This window comes from Rheinheimera sp., assembly GCF_037442525.1.
Taxonomy (GTDB): Bacteria; Pseudomonadota; Gammaproteobacteria; order Enterobacterales; family Alteromonadaceae; genus Pararheinheimera.
In genome coordinates, this window is the sequence record NZ_JBBIQD010000008.1 from 117668 (window position 1) to 141475 (window position 23808).

Annotated in this window: 20 protein-coding genes; 7 read left to right on the forward strand and 13 right to left on the reverse strand. The window is 52.5% G+C overall.

The features are described from left to right. Nucleotides 1–46: 46 nt before the first annotated feature. A complete protein-coding gene (locus tag WKJ03_RS12930) occupies nt 47–1138 on the reverse strand; it encodes an anhydro-N-acetylmuramic acid kinase (RefSeq protein ID WP_337842629.1) in 1092 nt (363 codons plus the stop codon). Further along, nucleotides 1138–2445 (reverse strand): peptidoglycan DD-metalloendopeptidase family protein, encoded by a 1308-nt coding sequence (locus WKJ03_RS12935; protein ID WP_337842630.1) that lies wholly within the window; start codon nt 2443–2445, stop codon nt 1138–1140. The genes WKJ03_RS12930 and WKJ03_RS12935 overlap by 1 nt, the downstream gene beginning before the upstream one ends. A gap of 162 nt (nt 2446–2607) precedes the next feature. Here WKJ03_RS12935 and tyrS point away from each other — a divergent pair, with 162 nt between their 5' ends. Beyond that, entirely contained in the window at nt 2608–3810 is a 1203-nt protein-coding gene (gene tyrS / locus WKJ03_RS12940) for a tyrosine--tRNA ligase (protein WP_337842631.1), read from the forward strand. Nucleotides 3811–3844: 34 nt separating this feature from the next. On the opposite strand, the gene WKJ03_RS12945 is transcribed toward tyrS, so the two are convergent. Continuing rightward, nucleotides 3845–4390 carry a helix-turn-helix domain-containing protein gene (locus tag WKJ03_RS12945; RefSeq protein ID WP_337842632.1) on the reverse strand — a complete coding sequence of 182 codons (546 nt, stop codon included), beginning with the start codon at nt 4388–4390 and terminating at the stop codon, nt 3845–3847. Nucleotides 4391–4551: 161 nt separating this feature from the next. On the opposite strand from WKJ03_RS12945, the gene WKJ03_RS12950 reads away from it, so the two are divergent. The 3 genes from WKJ03_RS12950 to WKJ03_RS12960 all read left to right on the forward strand — a co-directional run bounded on the left by WKJ03_RS12950 (nt 4552) and on the right by WKJ03_RS12960 (nt 6436). Continuing rightward, on the forward strand, nt 4552–5403 hold the full coding sequence (locus tag WKJ03_RS12950; RefSeq protein WP_337842633.1) for an SPFH domain-containing protein: 852 nt from the start codon (nt 4552–4554) through the stop codon (nt 5401–5403). A 12-nt stretch (nt 5404–5415) separates the two neighbouring features. Continuing rightward, nucleotides 5416–5601, forward strand: coding sequence for a hypothetical protein (locus WKJ03_RS12955; RefSeq protein ID WP_337842634.1), 186 nt, complete (start codon nt 5416–5418; stop codon nt 5599–5601). Nucleotides 5602–5941: 340 nt separating this feature from the next. After that, nucleotides 5942–6436, forward strand: coding sequence for an HPP family protein (locus tag WKJ03_RS12960; RefSeq protein ID WP_337842635.1), 495 nt, complete (start codon nt 5942–5944; stop codon nt 6434–6436). On the opposite strand, the gene WKJ03_RS12965 is transcribed toward WKJ03_RS12960, so the two are convergent. Next, a complete protein-coding gene (locus WKJ03_RS12965; protein WP_337842636.1) occupies nt 6396–7310 on the reverse strand; it encodes an AEC family transporter in 915 nt (304 codons plus the stop codon). The genes WKJ03_RS12960 and WKJ03_RS12965 overlap by 41 nt on opposite strands. A 46-nt stretch (nt 7311–7356) precedes the next feature. Beyond that, nucleotides 7357–7701 (reverse strand): GIY-YIG nuclease family protein, encoded by a 345-nt coding sequence (locus WKJ03_RS12970; protein ID WP_337842637.1) that lies wholly within the window; start codon nt 7699–7701, stop codon nt 7357–7359. Between the two features lie 52 nt (nt 7702–7753). On the opposite strand from WKJ03_RS12970, the gene WKJ03_RS12975 reads away from it, so the two are divergent. Continuing rightward, nucleotides 7754–9013, forward strand: a complete 1260-nt coding sequence (locus WKJ03_RS12975; protein ID WP_337842638.1) for a DEAD/DEAH box helicase — start codon at nt 7754–7756, stop codon at nt 9011–9013. A 1-nt stretch (nt 9014) separates the two neighbouring features. Here the strand turns inward: WKJ03_RS12975 and WKJ03_RS12980 are convergent, their stop codons facing one another. Both WKJ03_RS12980 and WKJ03_RS12985 read right to left on the reverse strand, forming a co-directional pair. Beyond that, entirely contained in the window at nt 9015–9536 is a 522-nt protein-coding gene (locus WKJ03_RS12980; RefSeq protein WP_337842639.1) for an N-acetyltransferase family protein, read from the reverse strand. 2 nt (nt 9537–9538) lie between these two features. Then, nucleotides 9539–9817: a peptidylprolyl isomerase gene (locus WKJ03_RS12985; protein WP_337842640.1), complete on the reverse strand. Its 279-nt coding sequence runs from the start codon at nt 9815–9817 to the stop codon at nt 9539–9541. Between the two features lie 331 nt (nt 9818–10148). Between WKJ03_RS12985 and WKJ03_RS12990 the strand changes: the two genes are divergently transcribed. Further along, nucleotides 10149–14129, forward strand: coding sequence for a S8 family serine peptidase (locus WKJ03_RS12990; RefSeq protein WP_337842641.1), 3981 nt, complete (start codon nt 10149–10151; stop codon nt 14127–14129). A gap of 132 nt (nt 14130–14261) precedes the next feature. Here the strand turns inward: WKJ03_RS12990 and WKJ03_RS12995 are convergent, their stop codons facing one another. From WKJ03_RS12995 to WKJ03_RS13015, 5 genes are all read right to left on the reverse strand, one after another. Then, nucleotides 14262–14792 carry a hypothetical protein gene (locus tag WKJ03_RS12995; RefSeq protein WP_337842642.1) on the reverse strand — a complete coding sequence of 177 codons (531 nt, stop codon included), beginning with the start codon at nt 14790–14792 and terminating at the stop codon, nt 14262–14264. Between the two features lie 14 nt (nt 14793–14806). Then, entirely contained in the window at nt 14807–17095 is a 2289-nt protein-coding gene (locus WKJ03_RS13000; RefSeq protein ID WP_337842643.1) for a S8 family serine peptidase, read from the reverse strand. A 201-nt stretch (nt 17096–17296) separates the two neighbouring features. After that, entirely contained in the window at nt 17297–18403 is a 1107-nt protein-coding gene (aguA, locus tag WKJ03_RS13005; RefSeq protein ID WP_337842644.1) for an agmatine deiminase, read from the reverse strand. Continuing rightward, nucleotides 18404–19294: an N-carbamoylputrescine amidase gene (gene aguB, locus WKJ03_RS13010; RefSeq protein ID WP_337842645.1), complete on the reverse strand. Its 891-nt coding sequence runs from the start codon at nt 19292–19294 to the stop codon at nt 18404–18406. Between the two features lie 238 nt (nt 19295–19532). After that, nucleotides 19533–20171, reverse strand: coding sequence for a peroxiredoxin-like family protein (locus WKJ03_RS13015; RefSeq protein WP_337842646.1), 639 nt, complete (start codon nt 20169–20171; stop codon nt 19533–19535). Nucleotides 20172–20333: 162 nt separating this feature from the next. Between WKJ03_RS13015 and WKJ03_RS13020 the strand changes: the two genes are divergently transcribed. Continuing rightward, nucleotides 20334–21488 carry an FAD-dependent oxidoreductase gene (locus WKJ03_RS13020; RefSeq protein WP_337842647.1) on the forward strand — a complete coding sequence of 385 codons (1155 nt, stop codon included), beginning with the start codon at nt 20334–20336 and terminating at the stop codon, nt 21486–21488. Here WKJ03_RS13020 and WKJ03_RS13025 read toward each other — a convergent pair. After that, nucleotides 21466–23805 (reverse strand): beta-L-arabinofuranosidase domain-containing protein, encoded by a 2340-nt coding sequence (locus tag WKJ03_RS13025; RefSeq protein ID WP_337842648.1) that lies wholly within the window; start codon nt 23803–23805, stop codon nt 21466–21468. The two genes, WKJ03_RS13020 and WKJ03_RS13025, sit on opposite strands and share 23 nt — an antisense overlap. Nucleotides 23806–23808: the final 3 nt, after the last annotated feature.

A 23808-nucleotide genomic window follows, 5' to 3' on the forward strand; every position in this document is an offset into this window, starting at 1 on the left:
GTAATCCCAATAAAGAAGCCGCGATTGCGGCTTTTTTATTGGTTTTTTAATAGCTGAATTCGATGCCAAGCACAGTGGCTTTGCTGGCCCCTGTCACTTCGGGCAGATTGCCAGGAAGCTTCTGATCATAAGCAAAAGCCAGCCAGGCAAAAGCCATGGCTTCCACCCAGTTTGGGTCTATGCCCAGCGCTTTGGTGCTGTCAACAGCGGCGGCAGGCCTTAATTGCTGCAGCTCCCGTACCAGCTGTGCGTTGTAGGCGCCGCCACCACAGAGGTAGAGTTGAGCCACATTCTTCGGTAAGGCGGCCATGATGGTTTCTGCGGTAAAGCGGGTCAGAGTGCGCTGCACATCGGCTGCTGGCAGAGCAAAATCTTTCAGGGCCTTATTTAGCCACTGCTGGTTAAAGTGTTCGCGCCCTGTGCTTTTGGGGCCTGAGCGGCTGAAATAAGGGTCTTGCCACAAGGACTGCAGCAGCCCCGCATGCAGCTGGCCGGAAGCGGCAAAATCGCCGTTCTGATCATAAGGTCCCAGGCCGTGCTGTTGAACCCATAAATCCATCAGGCAATTGCCTGGTCCTGTGTCAAAGCCGGTGACCGGCTGGCCCGGGCGCAGCAGGGTGGCGTTGGCAATGCCGCCAATATTGACTACAGCCCGTGCTTCTGTAGGGCTGGCAAAGACTGCCTTGTGAAAAGCCGGGACCAGCGGAGCACCCTGGCCACCCAATGCCATATCTTTTTGCCTGAACTTTGAAATGACCCGGATTTGGCTTTGCACCGCCAGCCTGAACATATCACCGGCCTGGTAGCTAAAGCCATAATGGCCGTCAGGCCTGTGTCGTATGGTTTGACCATGGCAACCAATGGCTTTGACGGCGGACGCTGTGACGCCGGCACGCTCCAGCAACTGCAGGGTGGCGGTCGCATAGGCCTCTGCCAACTGAGCTTCTGCCAGACCTAAACAGTCAATTTCATTGGCGCCGGGTTGACTTAAGGTGAACAACTGCTGGCGTAATGCCGCTGGGAAGGCACAGTGATGTGTCCGGACAAGTACAGGGGCAGGGGGGGAGAAATCGACCAGCACCAGATCGATCCCATCGAGACTGGTGCCGGACATAATACCGACATAAAGCTGCGACATTATTCTGCCGCAGCAGTCATGCTACGTTCGTGAGTATCCAACTGAGCGATCAGTTGTTGCGCCTGAGCCACAAAAGCTAAGCGGTCTTTGTTTGACAGCGGCTCGGCCTGCGGCAGTTTCACTGTACGTGGATTACGGTGTACACCACCGACCACAAATTCATAGTGCAAGTGAGCGCCGGTGACCCGGCCTGTGCCGCCCAAACGACCAATCACCTGGCCCTGACGTACAGTTTCACCTTTTTTCACATCCCGTTTGGACAGGTGCAGGTACTTGGTCACTATATTGTTTTTATGCTGAACAAACACATAGTTGCCATTCACACCGTTGTAAGTGGATGCAATGACTTTGCCATCACCGGCCGCCATAATGGGAGTGCCGACCGCGGCCACATAGTCCACCCCATTATGCGGGCGAACCTTCTTTAACACCGGGTGGAAACGTTTTGGATTGAAATTGGAGCTGACGTACTGGAAGCTGACCGGCGCCCGCAGGAACGCCTGACGCATCGCCTTGCCGTCCGGTTTGTAGTAACCGCCGTCTTTGTGTTTGACCGCCTGATACAGGGTGCCTTCGTTACGGAATTGCGCTGCCAGAATATCGCCGTTGCCGACAAACTGGCCGTCGGCGTATTTGGTTTCAAACAACACGCTGAAGCTGTCGCCCGCTTTAATATCCAGACCAAAGTCGATGTCGTAGCTGAAAATGCTGTTGGCTAAGGTGAGCATTTGGGATTCGGACAAGCCCGCTTCCAGACCGGCATTCCAGAATGAACCGTTAATGACGCCACTGACAATCTCAGTGCGCACTTCCACTTCTTTCAACAGTTCTTCGGCGGCAAATTTATTGTCGCCGTGGCGGGTCACCCGCAGCGTTTTCAGGTTGCTGACCGGGTAACGGATTTCCTGCAATAACCCCTGGTTATTCAGACCAAACTCAATTTGTTCACCGGGAAAAATCCGGGTCAGGGTTTTCACCTCTTTGCCCAGACTCAACACATCCCGCATGACTGTCTGGTCTAAATTGGCTTTTTTGAACACAGACGACAGGTTGTCGCCTTTTTTTACTTCGACCGTGACCCATTCTAAAGAGTTATCTTCCTGCGGCAGGGTACCCAATTGCTGTCCGGCAATTTTCTCCTCCACCATAGGAACTTCAAGACTGTATCTTTTCCCAACTTCCAGCTCAGAGGTTTCTGTACTTCTGGACGCTGAGGCTTGTTCTGACGGGATCAGCAGTAAAACAGCAACAATACTGCTTACAGCGCCGATTAATAACCGATGTTTGATAGGCAAAGAAGAAAACATGAATAGCGCATCTCTTATTGTTATCAGACAAACCACTAAAAAAATGAGGATATAACGATTTTTTAGCCGATGCTACTGTTTTGTCGGTTTGATCCAAAGAAATGTTCCAGTAGAATGCGGTGTTAGATTTTAAAGAACCAAAACTTGATGTAGGAGTGCACCATGGCTCACTGGGAGCAGGCGCTGGCTGAGATAAAACGCGGCTGCGAAGAGATTTTGCTGGAAGAGGATTTAATTGAAAAGTTAAAGGAAGGAAAACCTTTAAAAATCAAGGCGGGCTTCGATCCAACAGCACCAGATTTGCATTTGGGCCACACGGTTCTTATTAACAAATTACGCACCTTCCAACAGTTAGGCCATGAAGTCATTTTCCTGATTGGCGACTTCACCGGCATGATTGGTGACCCAACCGGCAAAAATGTCACCCGCAAGCCGTTGACCCGCGACGATGTGCTGGCCAATGCCCAGACCTATAAAGAGCAGGTGTTTAAAATTCTTGACCCGGCGAAAACCCGGGTAGCCTTTAACTCCGAATGGATGGAGCAGCTGGGCGCGGCTGGCATGATCAAACTGGCATCCCGTCAGACGGTTGCCCGTATGCTGGAGCGTGACGACTTCAAAAAACGTTATGCCAATAATCAGTCCATTGCTATCCATGAGTTTTTATACCCGCTGGTGCAAGGCTGGGATTCAGTAGCGCTGCAGGCCGATGTGGAAATGGGTGGCACCGACCAGCGTTTTAACCTGCTGATGGGCCGTGAGTTGCAAAAAGACGAAGGTCAGCGTCCGCAAACCATTATTATGGTGCCACTGCTGGAAGGTCTGGACGGTGTGCAGAAAATGTCCAAATCCTTGGGCAATTACATCGGTATCACCGACACGCCGTCAGAGATGTTTGGCAAAGTGATGTCGATCAGTGACGATTTAATGTGGCGCTACTACGACTTGCTGAGTTTCCGCCCGCTTGCTGAACTTGCAGAGCTGAAACAACAGGCAGCAGCAGGCCGTAACCCTCGGGACATTAAAATTGAGCTGGCCAAAGAGCTGATTGCCCGTTTCCACGATCAGGCCGCGGCCGATGCCGCCGAGCAGGATTTTATCCAGCGTTTTTCCAGAAATGCATTGCCGGATGATATCCCAGAGCTGAGCTTAACTCTGGAGGGGGCGAGCATTGTCATTACCAACCTGCTGAAAGAAGCTGGTCTGGTGGAGAGCACTTCGGAAGCAATGCGGATGATCAAACAAGGTGCGGTCAAGCTGGATGGTGAGCTGAAAGTGGACGACAGCAAGCTGGAGTTCAGCAAAGGCTCCTGCCATATTTTCCAGGTCGGCAAGCGCAAATTTGCCAAAGTCACACTGAATTGAACATAGTGACAGACAAGGGCCGTCAAGGCCCTTTTTAGTCTATTTTCTGTCGAACCCGCTGTAACAGGGTCTGCTGTAACAGCGGCTTGAGGAACCTGGGCTCAAAAGGGTAAGTCAGATAAGGCACCTGATACTGCTGTGCCTGCTGTGGATCTGAGCATAATATGAACTGGCAATTTTGTTGCTGTAACTCTCCAATCAGTAAATTCGTATCCATGTCGTCGGGTAACTGATGGACCAGCATTAAATCGGCTTTGGTCTTTCCGGCCAGCAACAAGGCCTGCACGCCATTCTGGGACGAGCTGACTTCCACCGGCAATTGCCACTGACTGAGATGCAGTTTTATCTGTGTGGCGAAACTCGGTTCAGACGACAAGGCCACCAGATTCAGCAGAGGCATTTCCCGTTGCTTTTGTTGCAACAGCTGTAACAGGGATTGCTGGTCAATTCGCCTGTGGCCCCCTGGGGTTTTCCATGCATGCAATAAGCCCTGTTCAACCCACAGCTGAATGGTTCTGACGGACACGCCAAGCACTTGGGCGGCCTGACGGGTGGAAAGTAACTGATGATGATCTGACATAACACAACTTCTGACTTGTATGTTTTTATCATATTTATCATTTGAACCAATGTCAATCTGTGTGTTTATCAATTTTTTCAAAGATTAATTTGTGCCTGTGCTTGATTTTTGAGCAGCGATGATAAATATTGATATCAAATTGATATCAATAAGGTGTGATCATGAAAGAAACTCAAGTGAATAGCCGCAGTGGTTTTGCAATGTTAGCGGCCTTGCTGGTGTTGCAGTTACTCAGCGTTAGTGCCGTTGTGTTCTTGATGGGCCTGTTGAAAGCTTTGGCGCTGGTGTTGGCGATACTGGTGTTTGTCTGTTGGTTTGGCTTTTACATGGTGCAGCCTAACCAGGCTGCCGTGCTGCAGTTGTTTGGCCGTTATGTGGGTTCTGATCATCAGACGGGCCTGCGCTGGGCCAATCCTTTTTACAGCAAGCAACGTGTCTCGTTGCGGGTGCGCAACTTCGAAAGTGGCAAGTTGAAAGTCAACGACCATGCCGGTAATCCGGTGGAAATTGCGGCTGTGGTGGTGTGGAAAGTGGTCGACAGCGCCGAAGCCGTCTTTGAAGTAGAAGACTATGAAAACTTTGTCAGCATTCAAAGTGAAGCGGCTTTGCGTTTCCTGGCGTCCAGTTACCCTTATGAAGCAGCTGAGGAACACGAGCTGAGCTTGCGAAGTAATGGGCAGGAAATTGTCGAGTTACTGAAGCAGGAAATTCAGGCCCGGCTGGAAAAAGCCGGTGTTGAAGTGCTGGAAGCCCGCATCAGCCATTTGGCTTATGCCCCGGAAATTGCCAGCGCCATGCTGCAGCGGCAGCAGGCGCGCGCTGTGGTGATGGCCAGGCAGCAGCTGGTAGAAGGGGCTGTGGGTATGGTGGAATTGGCGCTGGCCCGTCTATCAGAGAAAGGGGTTGTGGAATTGGATGAAGAGCGCAAAGCGGCCATGGTCAGTAATCTGTTGGTCGTGCTCTGTGGTGATCATCAGGTGCAGCCTGTGGTGAACGCTGGCTCTCTTTACTAACCGGAGGCTGGTGTGGCCAAAAAACCTTTTGCGCTGCGAATGGATGAACAGAGCCTGGCTGCATTGCAGCAGTGGGCGGATCAGGAGTTTCGCAGCCTGAATGGTCAGATTGAATATTTGCTGCATGATGCGCTGCGCAAAGCCGGACGCCTGCCAAAATCGCAGGCGGGCACAGCGGAGCCGAAAGTGGATAAATAATGCCTGCTTTGTTCTTGCTCAGACTAGGGCTTGTTGACGTTTCAGGGTTATTTTTGCAGCAGTCTGGCCGGTTTTTATGCAAGGCAGTGCGAGTGCAGTGTAGTTAGTCTACATAAACGAGCACTAACGCAGCAGAAAGGCCGGCCAAGCGCTGCCCTGCGGGTTCGGTCTGGCGGCGCCCTGCACTTTGTCACTCGTCGCTTATTTAGAATGACTAAACTTCGCTCCTCGTTTCGCGTTCAGAACGCCGCCAGAGCGAACAAAATTTAATCTCGAAACGTCAACAAGCCCTAGATGCAAATTTTAAGATGTGGCACTTTGTGAAGCCGGATTCTCATTGATGCAGCATTATCCGTTGTGGCTAAAAGCGTTAGTTTCAACTCTTGGTGCCACCGCAGCTATAGCGACACTGGCAGCATTACAGCAGTGGCAGCATATTTTACTGATGGCACCCTTTGGTGCGACGGCTGTGATTCTGTTTGCTTTGCCTGACAGCCCACTCGCCAGCGCTAAAAATGTGATAGGCGGGCATGGACTCAGTGCACTGGTTGCGTTGCTGTTGTTGCACCTGTTTGGGCAAAGCACTGCTGTCGTCGCGTTGGCTGTGGGATTGTCCATCGGCCTGATGGTGCTGCTGCATCTGACGCATCCTCCGGCAGGGGCAACGGCCTTGCTGGTGATGCTGACTGCACCGGACTGGTGGTTTTTGTTCAATCCGGTGCTTGCCGGTGCTTCAGTGATGACCCTGGTCGCCTGGGTTTATCATCATCGCCATCAATTGAGTCTTAACTGGCTCAGACGCCGCCGAGCAGCGCCGACCATAAAGGCAGAGTAAGAAAGCTCAATACCAAGCCCAAACCGACCAGCGCAGACACAAAACGTGGTGCCAGGCCTGCCGCTATGGCGATGGCGCCCGCAGACACCATAGGTGGCATTGCCGCTTCAAACACAGTCACCTGCAGGATTTGTGGTTGTGCATTCAAGGCTTGCAGCAGCAACCAGGCGGTTAATGGCATGGCCAACAATTTCACTGCCAGGGCAAACGCCAAAGGGCCCTTTTCGCCGGGCTCCAGCTGCAATCTGAACTGAAAGCCTACAGCAATCATAATCACCGGCACTAAAGTGGCCGACAGGCTGCCAAGCACGGAATCGACCAAAGCCGGATAAGGGTAAGCCCAGGGTTGTAACAGCAATGCCAGGGCCAGAGCGATAAAAGACGGAAAAAGTAAAATACGTTGGCTGATACTGGCGACTGTTGGCCGCTCAGCATTGGGGTTGTACAAGGCAGCAATAATAGTGGACCAGGTCGCCAATGCGACAAAAGAACCGGCCTGGTCATAAATCATCGCCACAGGCAGCGCTTGGGCTCCAAAAAAAGCTTCCACCATCGGAAAGCCTAAAAAAGAGGTATTGCCAAGAGGCAACACCACCAGTAAAGCCGCAGTGGTCTGGCGTTGCCAGCCCCAAACACGGCCTGCTGTGACCACAGCACCGGCGACCAATAACAACAACAGCCAGGGCACCAGTGCAGGCAACAACAGCTGACTGGAAAACTGCAGCAACGGAATTTTTTGCAACACCAAAGCTGGCAGCGCTATATAAAGCACAAACTGATTCAGCACCAGGCCCGTGTTAGCAGGAAACTGCGGCAGGCGACGCAGAACGTAGCCCAACAGCAGGTAAACCAAAACTAACACAAAATTTTCCATACGGGCTCCGGGGCTGGCGGTGACGGCTGAATCAGCCTCGCCTAGTTTAACTGCCTGCCTGTTGAGGTTCGATACGACTTTCGCCGCACAGTTGATTTAACTGGTCGAGCAGCTGTGAACTGTGTTGGCACAGTTGCAGTTTACGTGTTTTGCTCCAGCTTTTAACCAGGACTTCGGCTTTGCTGGCTGTACTTTTATCGGCAAACGCCAGGCTGAATGCCAGTTCAAAAGGGCCTTTACCGCGCAGTGCTTTGGCACCACCAGCCAATTCACCGTTATGTTGTCTGAGCCTGCGTTCTGGTTCTGTGCTGATCCCTGTATAAAGCAACCCTGCCGGGCTTTTCACCAGGTAGAGAAACCAGAGTTCTGACTTGTTTTTGCTAAGCTGCATGGAAGGAATTAGACTAGCGCCGTTTTTTGCCGCCTACTGTAAAGGATCTGTGATGTCATTTGCCAGCTTTGCCCTGGATCAACGCCTGCAAGCCCGAGTGCAGCAGCTGGGATATCAGCAACCCACCGCTGTGCAGCAACAGTGTATTCCGCTGGTGTTGCAGGGCCGGGATCTGTTAGCGGCGGCACAGACAGGCACTGGTAAAACGGCTGCTTTTGTATTGCCTTTGCTGCACCTGTTGCTCCATCAGGCCAAGGCGGTCAATTTTTTGCAGGCCAGAGCACTTGTTCTGACACCGACCCGAGAGCTGGCGCAGCAAGTGTTTGATTCTTTGCAGAGTTATGGTGAAGGTCTGATGCTGAAATCAGCGGTGTTTTATGGCGGTGTGTCGATCCGGCCCCAGTATGATGCAGCGGCCCGCGGCCTAGATGTGCTGGTGGCCACCCCTGGCCGTCTGCTGGACCACTTGCATCAGGGCACAATCCGTCTGGATGAATTGCAGTACCTGGTGCTGGATGAGGCCGACCGTATGCTGGATATGGGCTTTTTGCCTGACATCCAGCGTATTCTGAAGCGTCTGCCCGCCAACCGGCAAACCTTGTTTTTTTCCGCCACCTTCTCCAAAGCTGTGAAGGCATTAGCGGCAACCTTGCTAAACAATCCAGAGCAAATTGAAGTGGCCCGCGCCAACAGCACCGCCGACAACGTCGAGCAGTTGGTGTATCAGGTGGACTCACAGCGCAAACGTGAGTTGTTGTCTTATCTGATAGGCTCCAGGCAATGGACTCAGGTGCTGGTATTTTGCCGTACCCGGGACGGCGCAGAGCGGCTTTGTAAACAACTGCGGCTGGATGGCCTGGAAGCAGGTGCTATTCATGGCGATAAAAGCCAGGGCGCCCGGCTGAAAGCCCTGGCCGATTTTAAAAGCAATAAACTGAACGTGCTGGTGGCAACTGATGTGGCGGCCAGAGGGCTGGATATTGAACAGCTGCCTGTGGTGGTCAATTACGATTTGCCGCAGGATGCCGAAGATTATGTACACCGTATTGGGCGAACCGGCAGGGCGGGTCTGTCTGGCCTGGCGTTAACACTGTTGACGCAGGACGACATGCCCATGCTGCGCAGCATCGAAAAGCTGACGCGGCAGGTGCTGCAGCCCCAGGTGCTGCCGGGTTACGAACATAATGCCAGCCTGAATCATCGCAGCACAAAGCCGGACCAAGAGCACAGCGGTAAAAAGCTGCCCAGCCGCAACCGGCAGCTGTCCAAAGAAAAAGCCAAATTGCGGGCTCAGGCACTTGGGAAAAAATAACTTACCCGTCGATGGGCTTGGCTGGGGTTGGCAGTGTCAGTTGATAAAAGGCTAAATCCAGCCAACGGCCAAATTTAAAACCTGCTTCGGTGATAGTACCGCTGTGCACAAAACCGAGTTTTTTGTGCAGCGCAATGCTGCCTTCGTTAGCCGCATCAATGCCCCCAATCAGCAAATGGTAGTTGTCTGCTGCCGCCTGTTCAATCAGGCGCTGCAGCACCAGCTTGCCATAGCCTTTGCTTTGCTGGTCTGGCGCCACATAAACCGAATGTTCCACTGAATACTTAAAGGCAGGAAATGCTCTGAAGGTACCGTAACTGCCAAACGCCACCAGACGGTTTTGTTCATCCATCAACCCCAGCACAGGGAAGTTGCCCGCCTCTTTGGCCGCAAACCAGCTGCGCATGGTTTCCATGGTGCGGGGTTTGTATTCGTATAGGGCTGTGGTATGCAAAATGGCATGGTTAAAAATAGCCAGTATCGCTTCAGCATGCTGGTCAAAGGAGCAATGAACAAACTGCATGATCAGGACCTGTACAATGTTTTAATCAGATGGTAACCAAACTGGGTTTTCACCGGCCCGTGCACTTCAAGGATGGCTTTTTTAAACACTACCTCATCAAAGGCCTTCACCATCTGACCTGGTCTGAACTCACCTAAATCCCCCCCTTTTTTGCCGGAAGGACAAAGCGAATGCTTTTTCGCCAGTTCATGAAAACTGGCGCCCTTGGCGAGGAGTTGCTTTAATTTTTCTGCTTCTGCAGCAGTTTTCACCAGAATATGGCAGGCACAGGCTTTGGGCATCGGGAACACCTTAGTTGACGTTGTTCCGGCATTCTACCTCTTTATTACCAAAGGCGTGAAACAGACGTAAAACCCCGATGATTCGATGATTTTAACTTTGTTTTCACAAAAGTTTAAGTCAAGTGTATTGTTTTAATAAGTGAATTAATTTTATCTGTATGATTTTATTGTTTATTTTTAATTGATTGTCTAAATCTCTATGCAATCTTGCGACGAGAGGAGTTAACAACTACTTGTAATTTGTAATTCAAAAGTAATATAAGTTTAAGGCGCAGCTGCATTGTTTCACGCAATGTAAATAATAAAAAACTTAAAATCTAGGAAGGTTCATATGCAACATAAAGGGTATTCTTTGCTCGCAGTAGCGGTTTCTGCGGCATTGGCCGGTCAGGCGTTCGCGTCCACCCCACAAAAAACCATCTATTCACCTGAGTATGAAGGCATTGTCAGTTACGACACTGCAGTGAAAAACAAAATCAATTTAGAAGAACGTCCACACTATTTTATCGTTCAGCTGGAAAATGCTCCATTGGCTGAAGCCGCTGTCTCTGCTGCACCAGTGTCCGCATCCGCCAAAGGTAACCGCCTGGATATGTCTTCAGCCGCTGCGACTAAGCATTCTGCTGTGCTGGCCGCTGAACGTAACAGCTTTGCCCAAAGCCTGAAAAAGGCGTTGCCGGATGCTCAGGTAGAGCGTCATTACGACACTGTATTTAACGGTGTGGTGGTGACCTCACAGGATGATATTTTCGAAAAACTGTCTGCTTTACCAGGTGTCACTAAAGTGTTCCGCGAAGAAATGTATTACGAGCAGATGGACGCATCGCTGAGCCTGATTAAAGCCAAGCAGGTGTGGGAACAGTTGGGGGGCAGTGCCGAAGCGGGTAAAGGCATTAAAGTTGCAGTGATTGACGGTGGTATCCGGCCAGAAAACCCGATGTTCCGAGACGATGGCATGACTGCTCCGGCACACCGCCCGACTGACGACTACTGTGCCACTATTCAGCCTGATTTCTGTAACAACAAACTGATCGTGGCCCGTTACAGCGCACCTACCTTTGCCACTATTGAACAAGAATATATGAGCCCACTGGGCCAGGGCGGTCATGGTACCCACGTTGCAGGTACAGTGCTGGGGATGCCAACCACTATTTATTTTAATGGTTCAGGCAATACGGACGCAGATGGCGAAGTGGTCACTCAGCCAACACCAGGTTACACCCAGGTGGAAGTGTCAGGTGTGGCCCCGGGGGCGTATCTGATGGCCTATAAGGCTTTATTCCAGGTCTACCGCACGACCAATGGTGTCACGACTGTGACAGGCAGTGGTTCTAACGTGATGTTACTGGAAGCGTTGGATTGGGCTGTCAAAGATGGCGCTGATGTGATTAACAATTCCTGGGGGGGCGGCGCTGGCGGCGATCCAGCTGCCAGCCCATACCTGTCGTCATTCCATGCGGCTGAAGCAGCAGGTGTGGTGGTGGTGACAGCTGCAGGTAACGATGGTCCTGCCGCCAAAACCATTGGCTGCCCTTCTTGTATTGAAAGTGGCATTTCGGTGGCTAGTACCACTCATGGCCGTTATTTTGCCAACAAAGTCAGCGTTGGTGGTTCCGACTATTTGGCCATTGCTGGTTCAACTTTTGCAGAAAATGTACAAGACCTGACCGCTGACGTGGTCGCTCCTGTGGTGTTTGCCACGGACGTTGCTCCAGACAACGCTTTAGGTTGTACTGCATTCCCGGCCGATGCGTTTAAAGATAAAATTGCAGTGATTTCCCGCGGGACCTGTGCTTTTAGTGATAAGGCCAATAATGCCGCTGCCGCTGGTGCTATTGGTTTAATTGTGATTCAGAACTCGGATGGTGCACCGTCCATTATGTCAACGCCAGGGATCACTATCCCTGCAGTGATGATCAGTAAAGCCGATGGTGCCAAGCTGGCTGAAGCTGGTGATGCAGCTGTGACTATCAGTATCACCGCTGATCGGGTTGTTTCCACTCAGTTTGCCGACATTATGAGTGATTTCTCGTCACGAGGACCCAATGGTAATAGCAGCTTCCTGAAGCCGGATATCGGTGCTCCAGGCAGCAGCATTCTGTCGGCGACCTCACCTGATGCCTTTGCTGACTCACGGACTTTCCAGCTGAACAGCGGTACTTCTATGGCGTCCCCACATGTGGCCGGTGCCGCTGCCATCATGAAGCAGTTGTACCCGGAGTGGACTCCGGTTGAAATTAAAACAGCCCTGACGTCAACAGCAGTGAATGGCCTGAAAAAAGAAGATGCAGTAACGCCGACCACGCCATTTGATATTGGTGCCGGTCGTCTGGATTTGCAACGCGCCAGTAAAGCCGGTGTGACCTTTGACAAACCATCTTTTGCGCAGGACCCTTGTGTCGGCGAATGTACCTTCACCCGCACTATCCGCAATATGACGGATAAAGAAGTCATCTGGACACCGTCTTTGGAACTGACCGATCCGGCCATGACTGGCGAGTTCAGTGTCACTTCGGTAACTCTGAAACCTTATGGTACAGAAGGTGATTCTGCAGAATTCAGCCTGAAACTGAATGGCAATTTTGCGGCTCTGGATAGCTGGAGTTTTGGTCATGTGCTGTGGACAGCCAGTGATTCGGCTATTCCTTCGGCTACTATGCCAATTGCCGTGCGGGTTGCGATGTCATCAGACAGTTCAGCTGTGTCTACAGTGGCGTCTGGCGAATTAACTTCGTCTACACCTGCTGCTGTGGTTTCAACCTTTAACAACAAATCTTTCACTGGTCAGATTTCAGTTATCTCTAAGCTGCCTGCAGGCACCAAACTGGTCGAATCCAGCGGTTCTGTTGCGGTAGAAAACGGTACTCAGTACTTGTTTGATGCCAACGAAGATGCAGGCACTGTCGCCTGGTCAGGTGCGTTAAGCACACCGTCAATGCAATTAAATGCCGGCTCCTTCCTGAGCGGTTTTACTGTGGCAGGAACTGGTGGTACTCGTGTGGCTTGTACTGGTGACTGTGACGAGTTCTATACCGGCCTGAACTTAGGTGGTGCAGGTTTACCTGTGACCTTTAACGGTCAGACCTATAACCGTGTGTACCTGTCAGATAACGGTATTATTAACTTTACCAATGGCACGACAGCACCTTCACCTTCTTATGCAAACCAACAGTTACCAAGCGGTACAGCACCAAATAACCTGATAGCACCTTTCTGGACAGATTTAGATCTGACCGGTGGCAGCACTGGTGGTGGCGACCTGTATTACGGTGTCTATACCGTGGGGGGGGTACGTTACCTGGTGGTTGAATGGAATAAGGCTCAGGTCTATGCCGACACAACGGGCAAGGAATATACCTTCCAGGCCTGGATGGCGTTGAATGCACCACAAGACATCTTCTTTAACTACGTAGATATGGCCGCAATGCCAGCTGATGTCACTGTTGGTGCAGAAGACTTAGCTGGTACTCTGGGGGTCACCCGTTACTACAATGGCAGTGGTACAGCGCCAGCATCTTCCACTGGCCTGGACTTAGTCAGTGTAGGTGGCGGCAAGCTGACCATGAACTATCAACTGGAAAACACTGGCGAGCTGGCCTTAGGCAAAGCCGACACTATTGCGGTTGATGAAGACAGCGTCAGTGAAGCTGTCGACGTGATGGTAAACGATGCGACTTCATTCCAGAAAGTAGTCCAGGTGAAAGTGACCAATAATGGTCAGACGCAAAGCGCGTTCAACAAACTGACGGTTAAACCAGAAGGTGCATTATCTGCGCCAGAAGTTGTTACAGCTCCAGCTCACGGCGCAGTGACTGTGTCTGAAGGCAAGTTCGTTTATACCCCTGCAGCAAACTTCAACGGGACTGATAGTTTCACCTATCAGTCTGAAGATGAAGCTGGTGTGAAAACAGTGCCTACAACAGTGACAGTCAACGTGGCTGCTGTGAATGATGCACCAACCTTGACAGCTGGTGCTGCAGTCACGGCCAACGAAGGCGCTTCCGCTACCTTGTCTGTGACTGGTGCTGATGTGGATGGCGATCCACTGACGTACAGCTGGACTCAGGTTTCAGGTCCGACCATTGCGATCAATGCAACTACAGCTTCAGTGACTGTGACGGCGCCAGCTGTAACCGCCAGTTCGTCAGCTGTTTTCAGTGTTGTTGCTTCTGACGGCACCCTGAGCTCAGCTCCGGTTCAGGTCACTCTGAATGTTACCGATGTACCAGAGCCGAAGAAGAGCTCAGGTGGTAGTTCAGGTTGGTTAACACTGCTGTTATTACCTCTGGCACTGTTACGTCGTCGTAAATAATGAAGTAATGCTCTGATAAAAACCGTCGGCTGGTCCGGCGGTTTTTTTATGCCAACACGCTGTGATGGCCATTTTGCCTTGAGCCAATAAAAAGCCGGTCAGTTGACCGGCTATTTTTGCTTTCAGCTCAGCTTATTGCGGCTTATTGCGTTTTTCCAGTACATCCAGCCGAGCTTCGGTCACCAGACCGGACTGGCGGATTGACTGCAATAAGGCCGTCAAATCAGCACCAGCTGGTGCTTGCAGCAGGGCAATGCGCAGCCCGGCCGTTTTGACTGGCTTCAAGCCGAATTGCTGTTCAAGAGCCGTCAGTGCGCTTTTGTCTTTCACCAGCACCGACAAGCGGCCAGTGACCACGCCATAATCGCCAGTCAACAAATTGCGAACCACAGTATTGGCTTTTACGGTTTTATCTGTGGTGGCCTGAGGGGCCTGTACTATCGCCTGACCTGAGACTTCCGCCACTTTACCCGTCGCCAGGTTGGCTGGTGCCACAGTTAAGCTGCTTTGTATCTGGTAGACACCGAAGTCAGCCTTTTCGGTTTTGAGTGATTCCGTGTTTGCTACAGGTTTCTGTTGCAATACCGGGTTGGTTGGCAGAGCCTGTACGCTCGCTGCCATGCCTGCACAGGTCAGCGCCACTAAAGTTAATTTTAAACGCATACTAAATTCCTTAATTAATGGCCCATGACCCGTAACGCAACACCACGAACTTCTGAAAGTGTGCTGTTGTTCACATAACTTTCAACGTCCAGGAAACCACCTGTTGCCGCATAATCGCTGCCGTTAGCATCCAGAACTTTAATGGTCCAGGTCCCTTTGGCATTTTCGCCGTAAAAGGCATTGGATAAAAACACTGTGTCATTCAGGATATAGCTTGGCTGGAAGTAGTAATCTTCCGTCAGGGCTGGCAGGATCAATGCCTGTTTTGACGACAGCAATACACTTTTGGTTCCAGCTGGAGAGGTCACTTCTATGGCCAGGTCAATACCTGCAGTGCTTTGAACTGTTTCTGTGAAGCCTCTGGCCATTTCCGGGTTAGAAACAGAAAACTTAAACTGTACGGCTTCCAACACAACATTTTCAGTGACTTCAATGGTCTGGCTGACGCCAGCTGCACTGTTATCCGGGACGGCCAGGCCTAAAGAGGCTGGTTCTGTAGCGGCATAAACCCCGACACCTTTCCAGTCAGAAACCACTTCTTCACCCAAGTTGACGTTATAACTCTTCGCCATCGCCACAGCGGCACCTGCGTTGACACGGCCATAACCATACAGATTGTTAAAGTTATAACCGGCTGCGTTTTTGACCCAACCCTGATGGGCTGTAAAATCGCCGTCGGCCGTTTCCAGCACCACAGGGGCGTTGTCCGGGTCGACTTTGCTGCTGGTGCTCACCAGAATATGGCGGATATCACGGTAACTTAACGCCGGGTTGGCTGAGGCGATCAGCGCCACTACACCGGCTGCATTTGGTGCAGCAGATGAGGTTCCGTTAAAGGTTGAAGTGTAGTTACAGCTGGCATTCTCAGGGTGACCCGGGTTGTTAAAGGGGTAAAAACCCGCAAAGAAACCAGGGAAATAGGCACTGTCATAGATGTCGGCGTAATCAAAACTGCTGTAACCACGCAGGCAGGACATCTGATCCGTGGTCACCATGGCAGGCGCAAAGTCACCGTATTCGCCTGATGGCGCAGACACCAGCAGGTTCGCACCGGCTGTGGAGTAGCTTGTGTGTTTACCGTCACTGTTCACAGCCGCCACACTGAAGTAATAGGAGGTGGCCTGTGATGGTTCCATATTAGCGTTGTAACAGGTTAAGCCTAAATCGTTGGCACCGTTGGCATCGCAGAGATCATTGTCATATTCGGTTCTGCCATCCTGAAAACTATTGCCGCTGGATTTGGTGTTGACCGCACCTAAGCCAGAGCGCAGCTCAGTGACACTGAACTGTTGTACCGCTTCATCAAATTCTGAAAAAGCGATAGCAGCAGGGATAGTGGCGCCGTAACTGCGGTTAAACACTGCAACCTGTTCATCGGCGGCAATACCGCTACCCGGAATACCATGGCTTAACAGATAGGCCAACGTGCTTTGTTCTTCCAGATAGTTCATACCAATCAGTTTGGCATCTGGTGCTACACCGCGGCCACCCAGACCATTCCAGCCTTCTGCGGCAATCAGACCCGCCACGCTGGTGCCATGATCACCGGTCGTACTTTGGTTGGTTGGATCCATTGGATTCAGTACGCCTGGCACAAAGTTCAGGGAACGGTTTGGCAGTACATTGTTCACCAGGTCTTCATGGGCAATTTCTAAGCCTGAATCGACCACCACAGCCACAACACCTTCACCGGTCACACCGGCTTCGTACGCTTTGCGAACGTTCATATCTTCACCCGCGACACGAATTTCCGGATCTTTACGGGATTCCACAATAGCGTTGGCACGTTCAGCACTCAGGCCGAATATGTCGGTCAGCAAGGTGAAATAAGTTTCATACAAAGAGTCACTTTGTGAATAGGCGGCCTGGCCTGTGTTATGCAAATGCCATTGTTGGGTCGCCAATGGGTCTGTGCCTGCAGCAGCGATGGTCACAGTGGCAGAGGCGGTTTTGTCACCGTCAGTGACGGTATAGCCAAACACCTGCTGGCCGGCTGCGGTTGGGGTAAAAGTAAAATTCAGACCGCTGACAGTTAACTTGCCTTTGCTCAGGGTATAGACACCTGAAGAGGCACTTAGGGCTGCGCCATTCTCAGTGATTGCACTGATGGAAAGCGTGTCACCTTTATTGGAGTCTGCAGCAGAAAAGCTGCCTGTCACCGGGACCCAGTCACGGGCCTGAATACCAGACAAATCCACGTTCAGGGCTTGAGGGGCGATATTATTATCGCCATCACTACCGCCACAGGCGGTTAATGCGACCAGCACAGCGGCGGCCAGTGCAGAGTGTTTTAACTTTAACATTAGTGTTGCTCTCTGTGTTCCTAAGATGAAATCCATTTGTTCCGTATGCCCGATGCGCTTTGGGTGCACAGAACCGGGAAATCCTACCACGAGCACAGAATGGTTGAAATTTATTTGTTAATTTTGTTTATCAATTGTGTTTGTCTGTTGAAATAAAAAAGCCAGCATAAGCTGCTGGCTTTCGCTGAGGGAAGCAGGCCTTTAACGTGGTTGCTGCTGGGTAATGCAGTGCACGTTACCGCCACCGAGCAGAATTTCACGGCCCGGTACAGTCACCACCTGGTGTTTGGGGAACACCCTCGACAGAATTTCAACTGCAACCTGGTCATTCGGGTCATCAAACACCGGCAACACCAGCCCACCGTTACACAAATAGAAATTGATGTAAGAACCGGCCAGGCGTGCCTGGGCTTCACGGGCCGTCGCCACACCTGTTAAATCCACTGTAGCGTATTCTTCGGCTTTGGCCAGTAACGGGCCTGGCACCGGCAGTTTATGTACGGTGAATTTGCGGCCTTTGGCATCTGTGCTGTTTTCCAGCACTTCAAGCGCCGCGCGTGAGCGTTCGTATTGCGGGTCGTTTTTATCGTCCGTCCAGGCCAATAACACTTCCGCCGGGCCGACAAAACAGCACATATTGTCAACGTGACCGTCGGTCTCGTCGTTAAAAATGCCTTCTTTCAGCCAAATCACTTTGTCGATGCCCAAATAATCCGACAGCATTTGTTCAATTTGCTCGCGGTTTAAATCCGGGTTGCGGTTTGGGTTCAATAAACATTCTTCGGTGGTCAGCAGGGTGCCTTCGCCATCGGTGTGAATAGCGCCGCCTTCCAGCACAAAACCTTGTGTGCGGTAGCGCTTTAAGCCCTCCACATTAAGAATTTTATGCGCGACCTGGTCGTCACGTTGCCAGGGGAAATACAAACCACCCTTCAGGCCGCCCCAGGCGTTGAAGGTCCAGTCGACCCCACGCACTTCAGTGCCATTGGTGACAAAAGTCGGGCCTGTGTCACGGCACCAGGCGTCATCCGTACTGACTTCCAGTACCCGGATAGGGTGCACAGAAGGCGTCGACAACAACTGAGCTTCGGCATTGGCAAACTGGGCGGCAGAAGCCAGCACTGTCACAGGCTCGAAGCGGGCAATGGCATGAATCACGGCGCAAAAGGCCTGTTGTGCCGGTTTGGCGCCTAAACGCCAGTTGTCAGTGCGCTCAGGCCAGACCATCCAGCTTTGTTTGTGTGGTGCCCACTCGGCCGGCATAAAAAAGCCATCGGCACGAGGGGTGGAGGAAAGAGGAAGCGCCACTTAGTTGTTTCCTTCTGTTGGCACTGTACGGCCGTCTTTGGTTTGCAAAGCGCCATAGATATCAATGCGACGGTCACGGTACACACCCCAGTTACGGCGATGGGCTGCCACCTGGTCCAGATCAAAGCTATGCACCAGTACGGCTTCGCTGACTTCGTCCGCTTCCTGCACTTTGGCGCCAAATTCGTTGGCAATAAAGGAACTGCCGTAGAAGGTGATGCTGTAATCCTCTTCGCTTTCCACCCCAATACGGTTGGATGCGATCAGCGGGATCAGGTTGGCGGCCGCGTGGCCTTGCTGAGTGCGCTGCCAGTGGTCGCGTGAGTTCACGTTGCCATCATGCGGCTCAGAACCAATGGCGGTTGGGTAGAACAGCAGTTCAGCACCCATCAGGGCCATGCAACGGGCCGTTTCCGGGAACCATTGGTCCCAGCAAATGCCGATGCCGATTTTGGCATAAGCGGTGTCCCAGACTTTAAAACCTGTATCACCTGGTGTGAAGTAGAATTTCTCAGAGTAGCCCGGGCCATCCGGAATATGGCTCTTACGGTAAATACCTAAGTGGCTGCCGTCGGCGTCAATCACCAGCACGCTGTTGTACAGGCAGTTACCGGCTTTTTCATAAAAACTGATCGGCAGAACCACCTTCAGCTCTTTGGCAATGTTGGTGAAATGCGCAATGGCCGGGTTTTGTTCGACAGTGGTGGCAAAGGCCAGGTAATCGTACTTCTGTTTCTGACAGAAATAATTGCGTTCGAACAACTCCTGCAACAGGATGATCTGTGCACCCTGAGCGGCCGCATCACGCACCAGACGCTCGCCACGGGCGATATTTTCTTCCACATTCCAGCCACCGATCATTTGGGTGGCGGCCACAGTTACCTTACGCATGCAAAGTCTCCTTAAGCCAGAGTTGTAAACACTGAAGTTGTAATTAAAAACCCCGCCTACTCTAGTCAGTTTTGCCTCGAAGGGCAAAACCAAAAGCCACAAAAGGGGAGCAGTACAGGGGAAAATGGTCGCGCAAAATGCCGTATTTTTCAGCGTGCGTCAATGACTTTCAGGGGCAGGATAAATGCTGCATAAAAGCAGGGTTTTTATGCAGCATTCACGGGCAAAAATGCGAGTTTTATTCGGTTTTTTCCAAAGCCAGCCGGGCGGCGTGCAGCAATAATTCGGGCTGTAACCGCACCTTGTAATTGATATGCGTAAAGCTGTACTGCAGCAATCCGTCTGCCCCCACCAGATACACGGCTGGGACCGGCAGCACCACCTTGCCAGTGCGCTCTTCTTTATTCAGGTTCAGCTTGTACTGGTTCAGGTAAGCATCGCTGGTTTTGGCGTCCAGGTAATAAGCAATACCAAAAGCTTTGGCGGCAACAAACTGGCTGTCGGACAACAGAGTATAAGGTAAAGCGCCACCTTTGGTGTCCTGGCGGCTTTTGGCAATAGCCGCCGGACTGTCTGGGGTAATGGCCAGAATTTGATAGCCAAGTGCAGTCAATTTAGGTTCTAGTTCCCGAAGGCCAGCTAGTTGGGTATTGCAATAAGGGCACCAGCCGCCGCGGTAAAACACCAATACTGTGGGTTTGCCCAGCAGGCTTTTTAACTGCACTGGCGCGCCGGTTTCATTCTGCAGCGCCACATCTGGCGCTGGCAAGCCGGCCGGCACAGGCCGCACTTCCATCTGGCTTGCAGCTATCTCGCTGGCCTGAGCTGCGCCAGTCAGGCTAAGTAAGGCAAATAAAGTGGTATAAAGGCGTTTCATTGGGATTCTCCATGTTTTGGTGTCTGATAAAACCGGCGTCAACGGGTTTTTCTTTCAGGGTTTTGAAAAAAACTCCTGCGCCAGCGCAAAAAACAGCGACGTTTTTTCCGGTAGAATGGAGTTAATAGCGGGTCGCAAAGCAGCGGATAACAAGGCAGCAGCATGCAAAAATTTGATGTGATTGTCGTCGGTGGCGGCATGGTGGGCGCTTCTGTGGCTCTGAAACTGGCGCAAGGCGGTCTCAAGGTCGCTTTGGTGGAGCGTCAGACGCCTAAAGTGTACGATGCGGCGCAGCCGCTGGATTTGCGGGTTTCTGCCATCAACCAACGCAGTGAAGCCTGGCTGACAACGCTGGGGGCCTGGAGTTTGTTGCAGCAATGGCGGCTGTGCCCGTACCGCCGCTTGCAGGCCTTTGAAGGCGATACACCGGGTCTGACTTTTACCGCGGACGAGCTCAGGCTTACGCATTTGGGGCATATAGTCGAAAACAGCCTGATCCAACAAGCCTTATGGCAGCAGTTTCCTCAGGAGCTGACGCTGTTTAGTCCGGCCACTGTGACAGGTTTTACTCAGTACCGGGATTATGCGCAGTTAAGCACGACAGAATTTGGCAATTTAAGCGCAGAGCTGGTGATCGCGGCGGACGGTGGCCAGTCGCAGCTGCGTCAGCTTGCTGGCATTGGCAGCACCGGCTGGATGTATCAGCAGGCTTGTCTGGTGCTGGAGGTGGATACCGAATTGCCGCAGCAGGACATTACCTGGCAGCAGTTTCACCCCACAGGGCCGCGGGCTATGTTGCCTTTACCCGGCCATAAAGCCTCCTTGGTCTGGTACGACGCCCATCAGAAAGTACAGCAACTGGCGGCTTTGAGCCTGCAGGAACTAAGCCGTCAGGTGCAGGCCGCTTTTCCTGCCAAATTAGGTCAGGTGCAGGTCAGCCGCTGTGCCTGGTTCCCGCTGGCCCGCAGTCATGCCAACAGCTATGCCAAAGGCCGGCTGGTGCTGGTTGGCGATGCCGCCCACAGCATTAATCCGCTGGCGGGGCAGGGCGTGAATCTGGGCTTTGCGGATGCCAGTCTGCTGTCTGAGTTACTGCTCGGTGCCGACACTGGCCAGCTGGCCAGTGAAGCTCTGCTGGCGCGTTATGAGCGCGAACGACGTCGCGCCAATGGCCTGATGATGAGTGCGATGGATGGGTTTTATCAGCTGTTCAGCAATGAGTTACCGCCACTGAAACTGGCGCGGCAATTGGGCCTGACCCTGGCCGAGCGGGCCGGGCCATTGAAGCGGCTGGTCAGTCGCTACGCGGTGCTTTGAGTAGCCTCACGCCATAAATACCGCCGGCAATATGGCCGGGTTTGGCGACAAACTTTAGCCGGAAGCTGGTTTTTCCCTGTAACCACTCGGCGGGGATCGGGTAATCCACGCTATACCAGTCGGCCTGGCCTGTGCCACTCAGGCTGACATCGGCCAGCTTCTGCTCGTCAATCCATACCTCAAACTGGCGGTTCTGGTCCAAACCATAATAGTCCAGCTGCAGCAGGGCCGATGTTTCCCCCTGAGTTGCCAATTGGTAACTGAACCAACCGCGGCTATGGCGCCAATGCCTGTTGCTGTTGACTCCGGCTTCGCTTTGTTCGCCCTGATAAAAATGATCCGATTCAGGCTGCTGCTCGCCGGGAAAGACTTTATCCAGGGTTGCTGCAGCAAGCCGCCCGGCAGCGGCATCCGCTTTGCGCTGCGCCTGCTGCTGCGCTTGCGCCTGCTCCGCACTTAACTGCTGAAAATACAGCTGATAACGGCTGTCGTGCAGGCGGAAAAATGGCAGCAAGGTGGCCGGGCCGCCAGTCAGCGCCCCGGTTTGAAATTGCAGTGGCTGGCTTGTGACAGGACGAATGCTCCGTAAAAAACCTTGTGGGTCTCCTATATGCAGTGGGGCTGCGGATAAAGGGCAGCTCTGACCGCTGGCGATATGGCCCATCCGGCTGTCATCACCCATCAGCTGCAAGCGCTCGCCTGCAAATGGCTGGCTCTTTTTCGCCAGCGCCAGCGGGCCGTACAGCACGGCGTAATAGTCCGGTTGCTTGGGCATCATTTCCAGGCTGAGCTGCATTGGCCAGTCTATCTCAATACGATCTCCCTGTTTCCAGGGGCCGGACAAGGTCAGGTACTGGCGGGGCTGGCTTTGCACCGCCAGCACCTGGCCATTACGACGGACCTTGAGCTGACCGGCAGCCACCCAGCCAGGATGGCGGATTTTTAAGGTGGCCCTGCTGTCGGCATCAATACGAATGCGGCTCTGGCTGTTGTCTGGAAAGTCACTGAACTGGGTCAGCTGAAGCGGCGGGCTGAGCAGGCTGGAGGGGGCCAGCAGATTCACTGCCACATAGTCCGGGTCCAGACTGTAAATGGCTTCGCCGTGTTTGCTGTGGCTTTCAATACCGGAGCCAACGCAGCACCACATGCTTTGGTCCACTTTGGAATAAACCCGGTAATGCTGCGGCCGCATGGGCGTAAAGTACACCAGGCCACCATGGTGTGGGTGCTGGCTGGCCAGAATATGGTTCAGCAAGGTGCGCTCGTAATAATCCAGATACCGCAGCTCCTGAGTTTGCAGATACAGCAGCAGCGCCAGCTTCATCATGTTGTAGCTGTTGCAGGTCTCAGGCCCTTCCACTTCGTTCAGCATAGGGCTGAAATCGTTTTTATCGTGAAAATGCTCACGCACACTGTTGCCGCCAATCACCACAGTGCGTTCTTTCACCACCAGATCAAAAAAGTACTGAGCGGCTTTGAGGTAGTCGGTGCGACCTGTCAGTTGGGCCAGGCGGGCAATGCCGACAATTTTCGGAATTTGCGTATTGGCATGCAGGCCTGTGAGTTGGTCTTTGTGCGCCAGTAAAGGCTCCACGATACGCCGTTCGGTAAAGCGCTCCGCCAGGGTTAAATAGGCCGGGTCCTGCAGCAGCACCGACATATCGGCCAGCACTTCATTCATACCGCCGTGTTCGGTGAGCAGCAGCTGTTGCAGCTGAGCCTCGGTCAGATCCTTTGTCAGCTGTTGAAGCCACTGACCAAACTGGCTGAGCAGGCTTTTGGCGCGCGCATCGCCTGTGTGGATCAGCACGTCGCGCAGCCCGGCAAAGGTTTTATGAATATTGTAAAAAGGCACCCAGCTTTTATTCAGGCTGAAAAAGTCGGCGTCAATTTTTCCCTGTTGAATTTGTTGCCACAGCGCTTTACTGCCGGGCACGCCGCCAAGGTAACCATTGCCGTGGGCCTGCTGGATTTTGACCAGTTCATTTAAAACCAGATCCAGCCGCTGGCGAATAAGCGGGTCGTCCGTCGTGGCCAGCATCAGCGCCAGCGCCGATAAATAATGGCCCAGCATATGGCCGTCTAATCCGGTGTTTTCCCAGTTGCCGTAGGAGGGGGAGGCGAGTGGGAGCCCAGCTTCGCGTTTTAGCGGTGCCAGTAGCCGCTCAGGTTCCAGCGCCAGCAGATAACGCAGATTGGTTTGTTGTGCGGCCAATAACGGGCCACCTTGCAAACGCACCTGCGACAGCGGTGCCAGCTCCAGCGCCTGCAGTTTGGCGCAGAGCAACAGCGCAACCCCAACCAACAACCGTTTCATGGG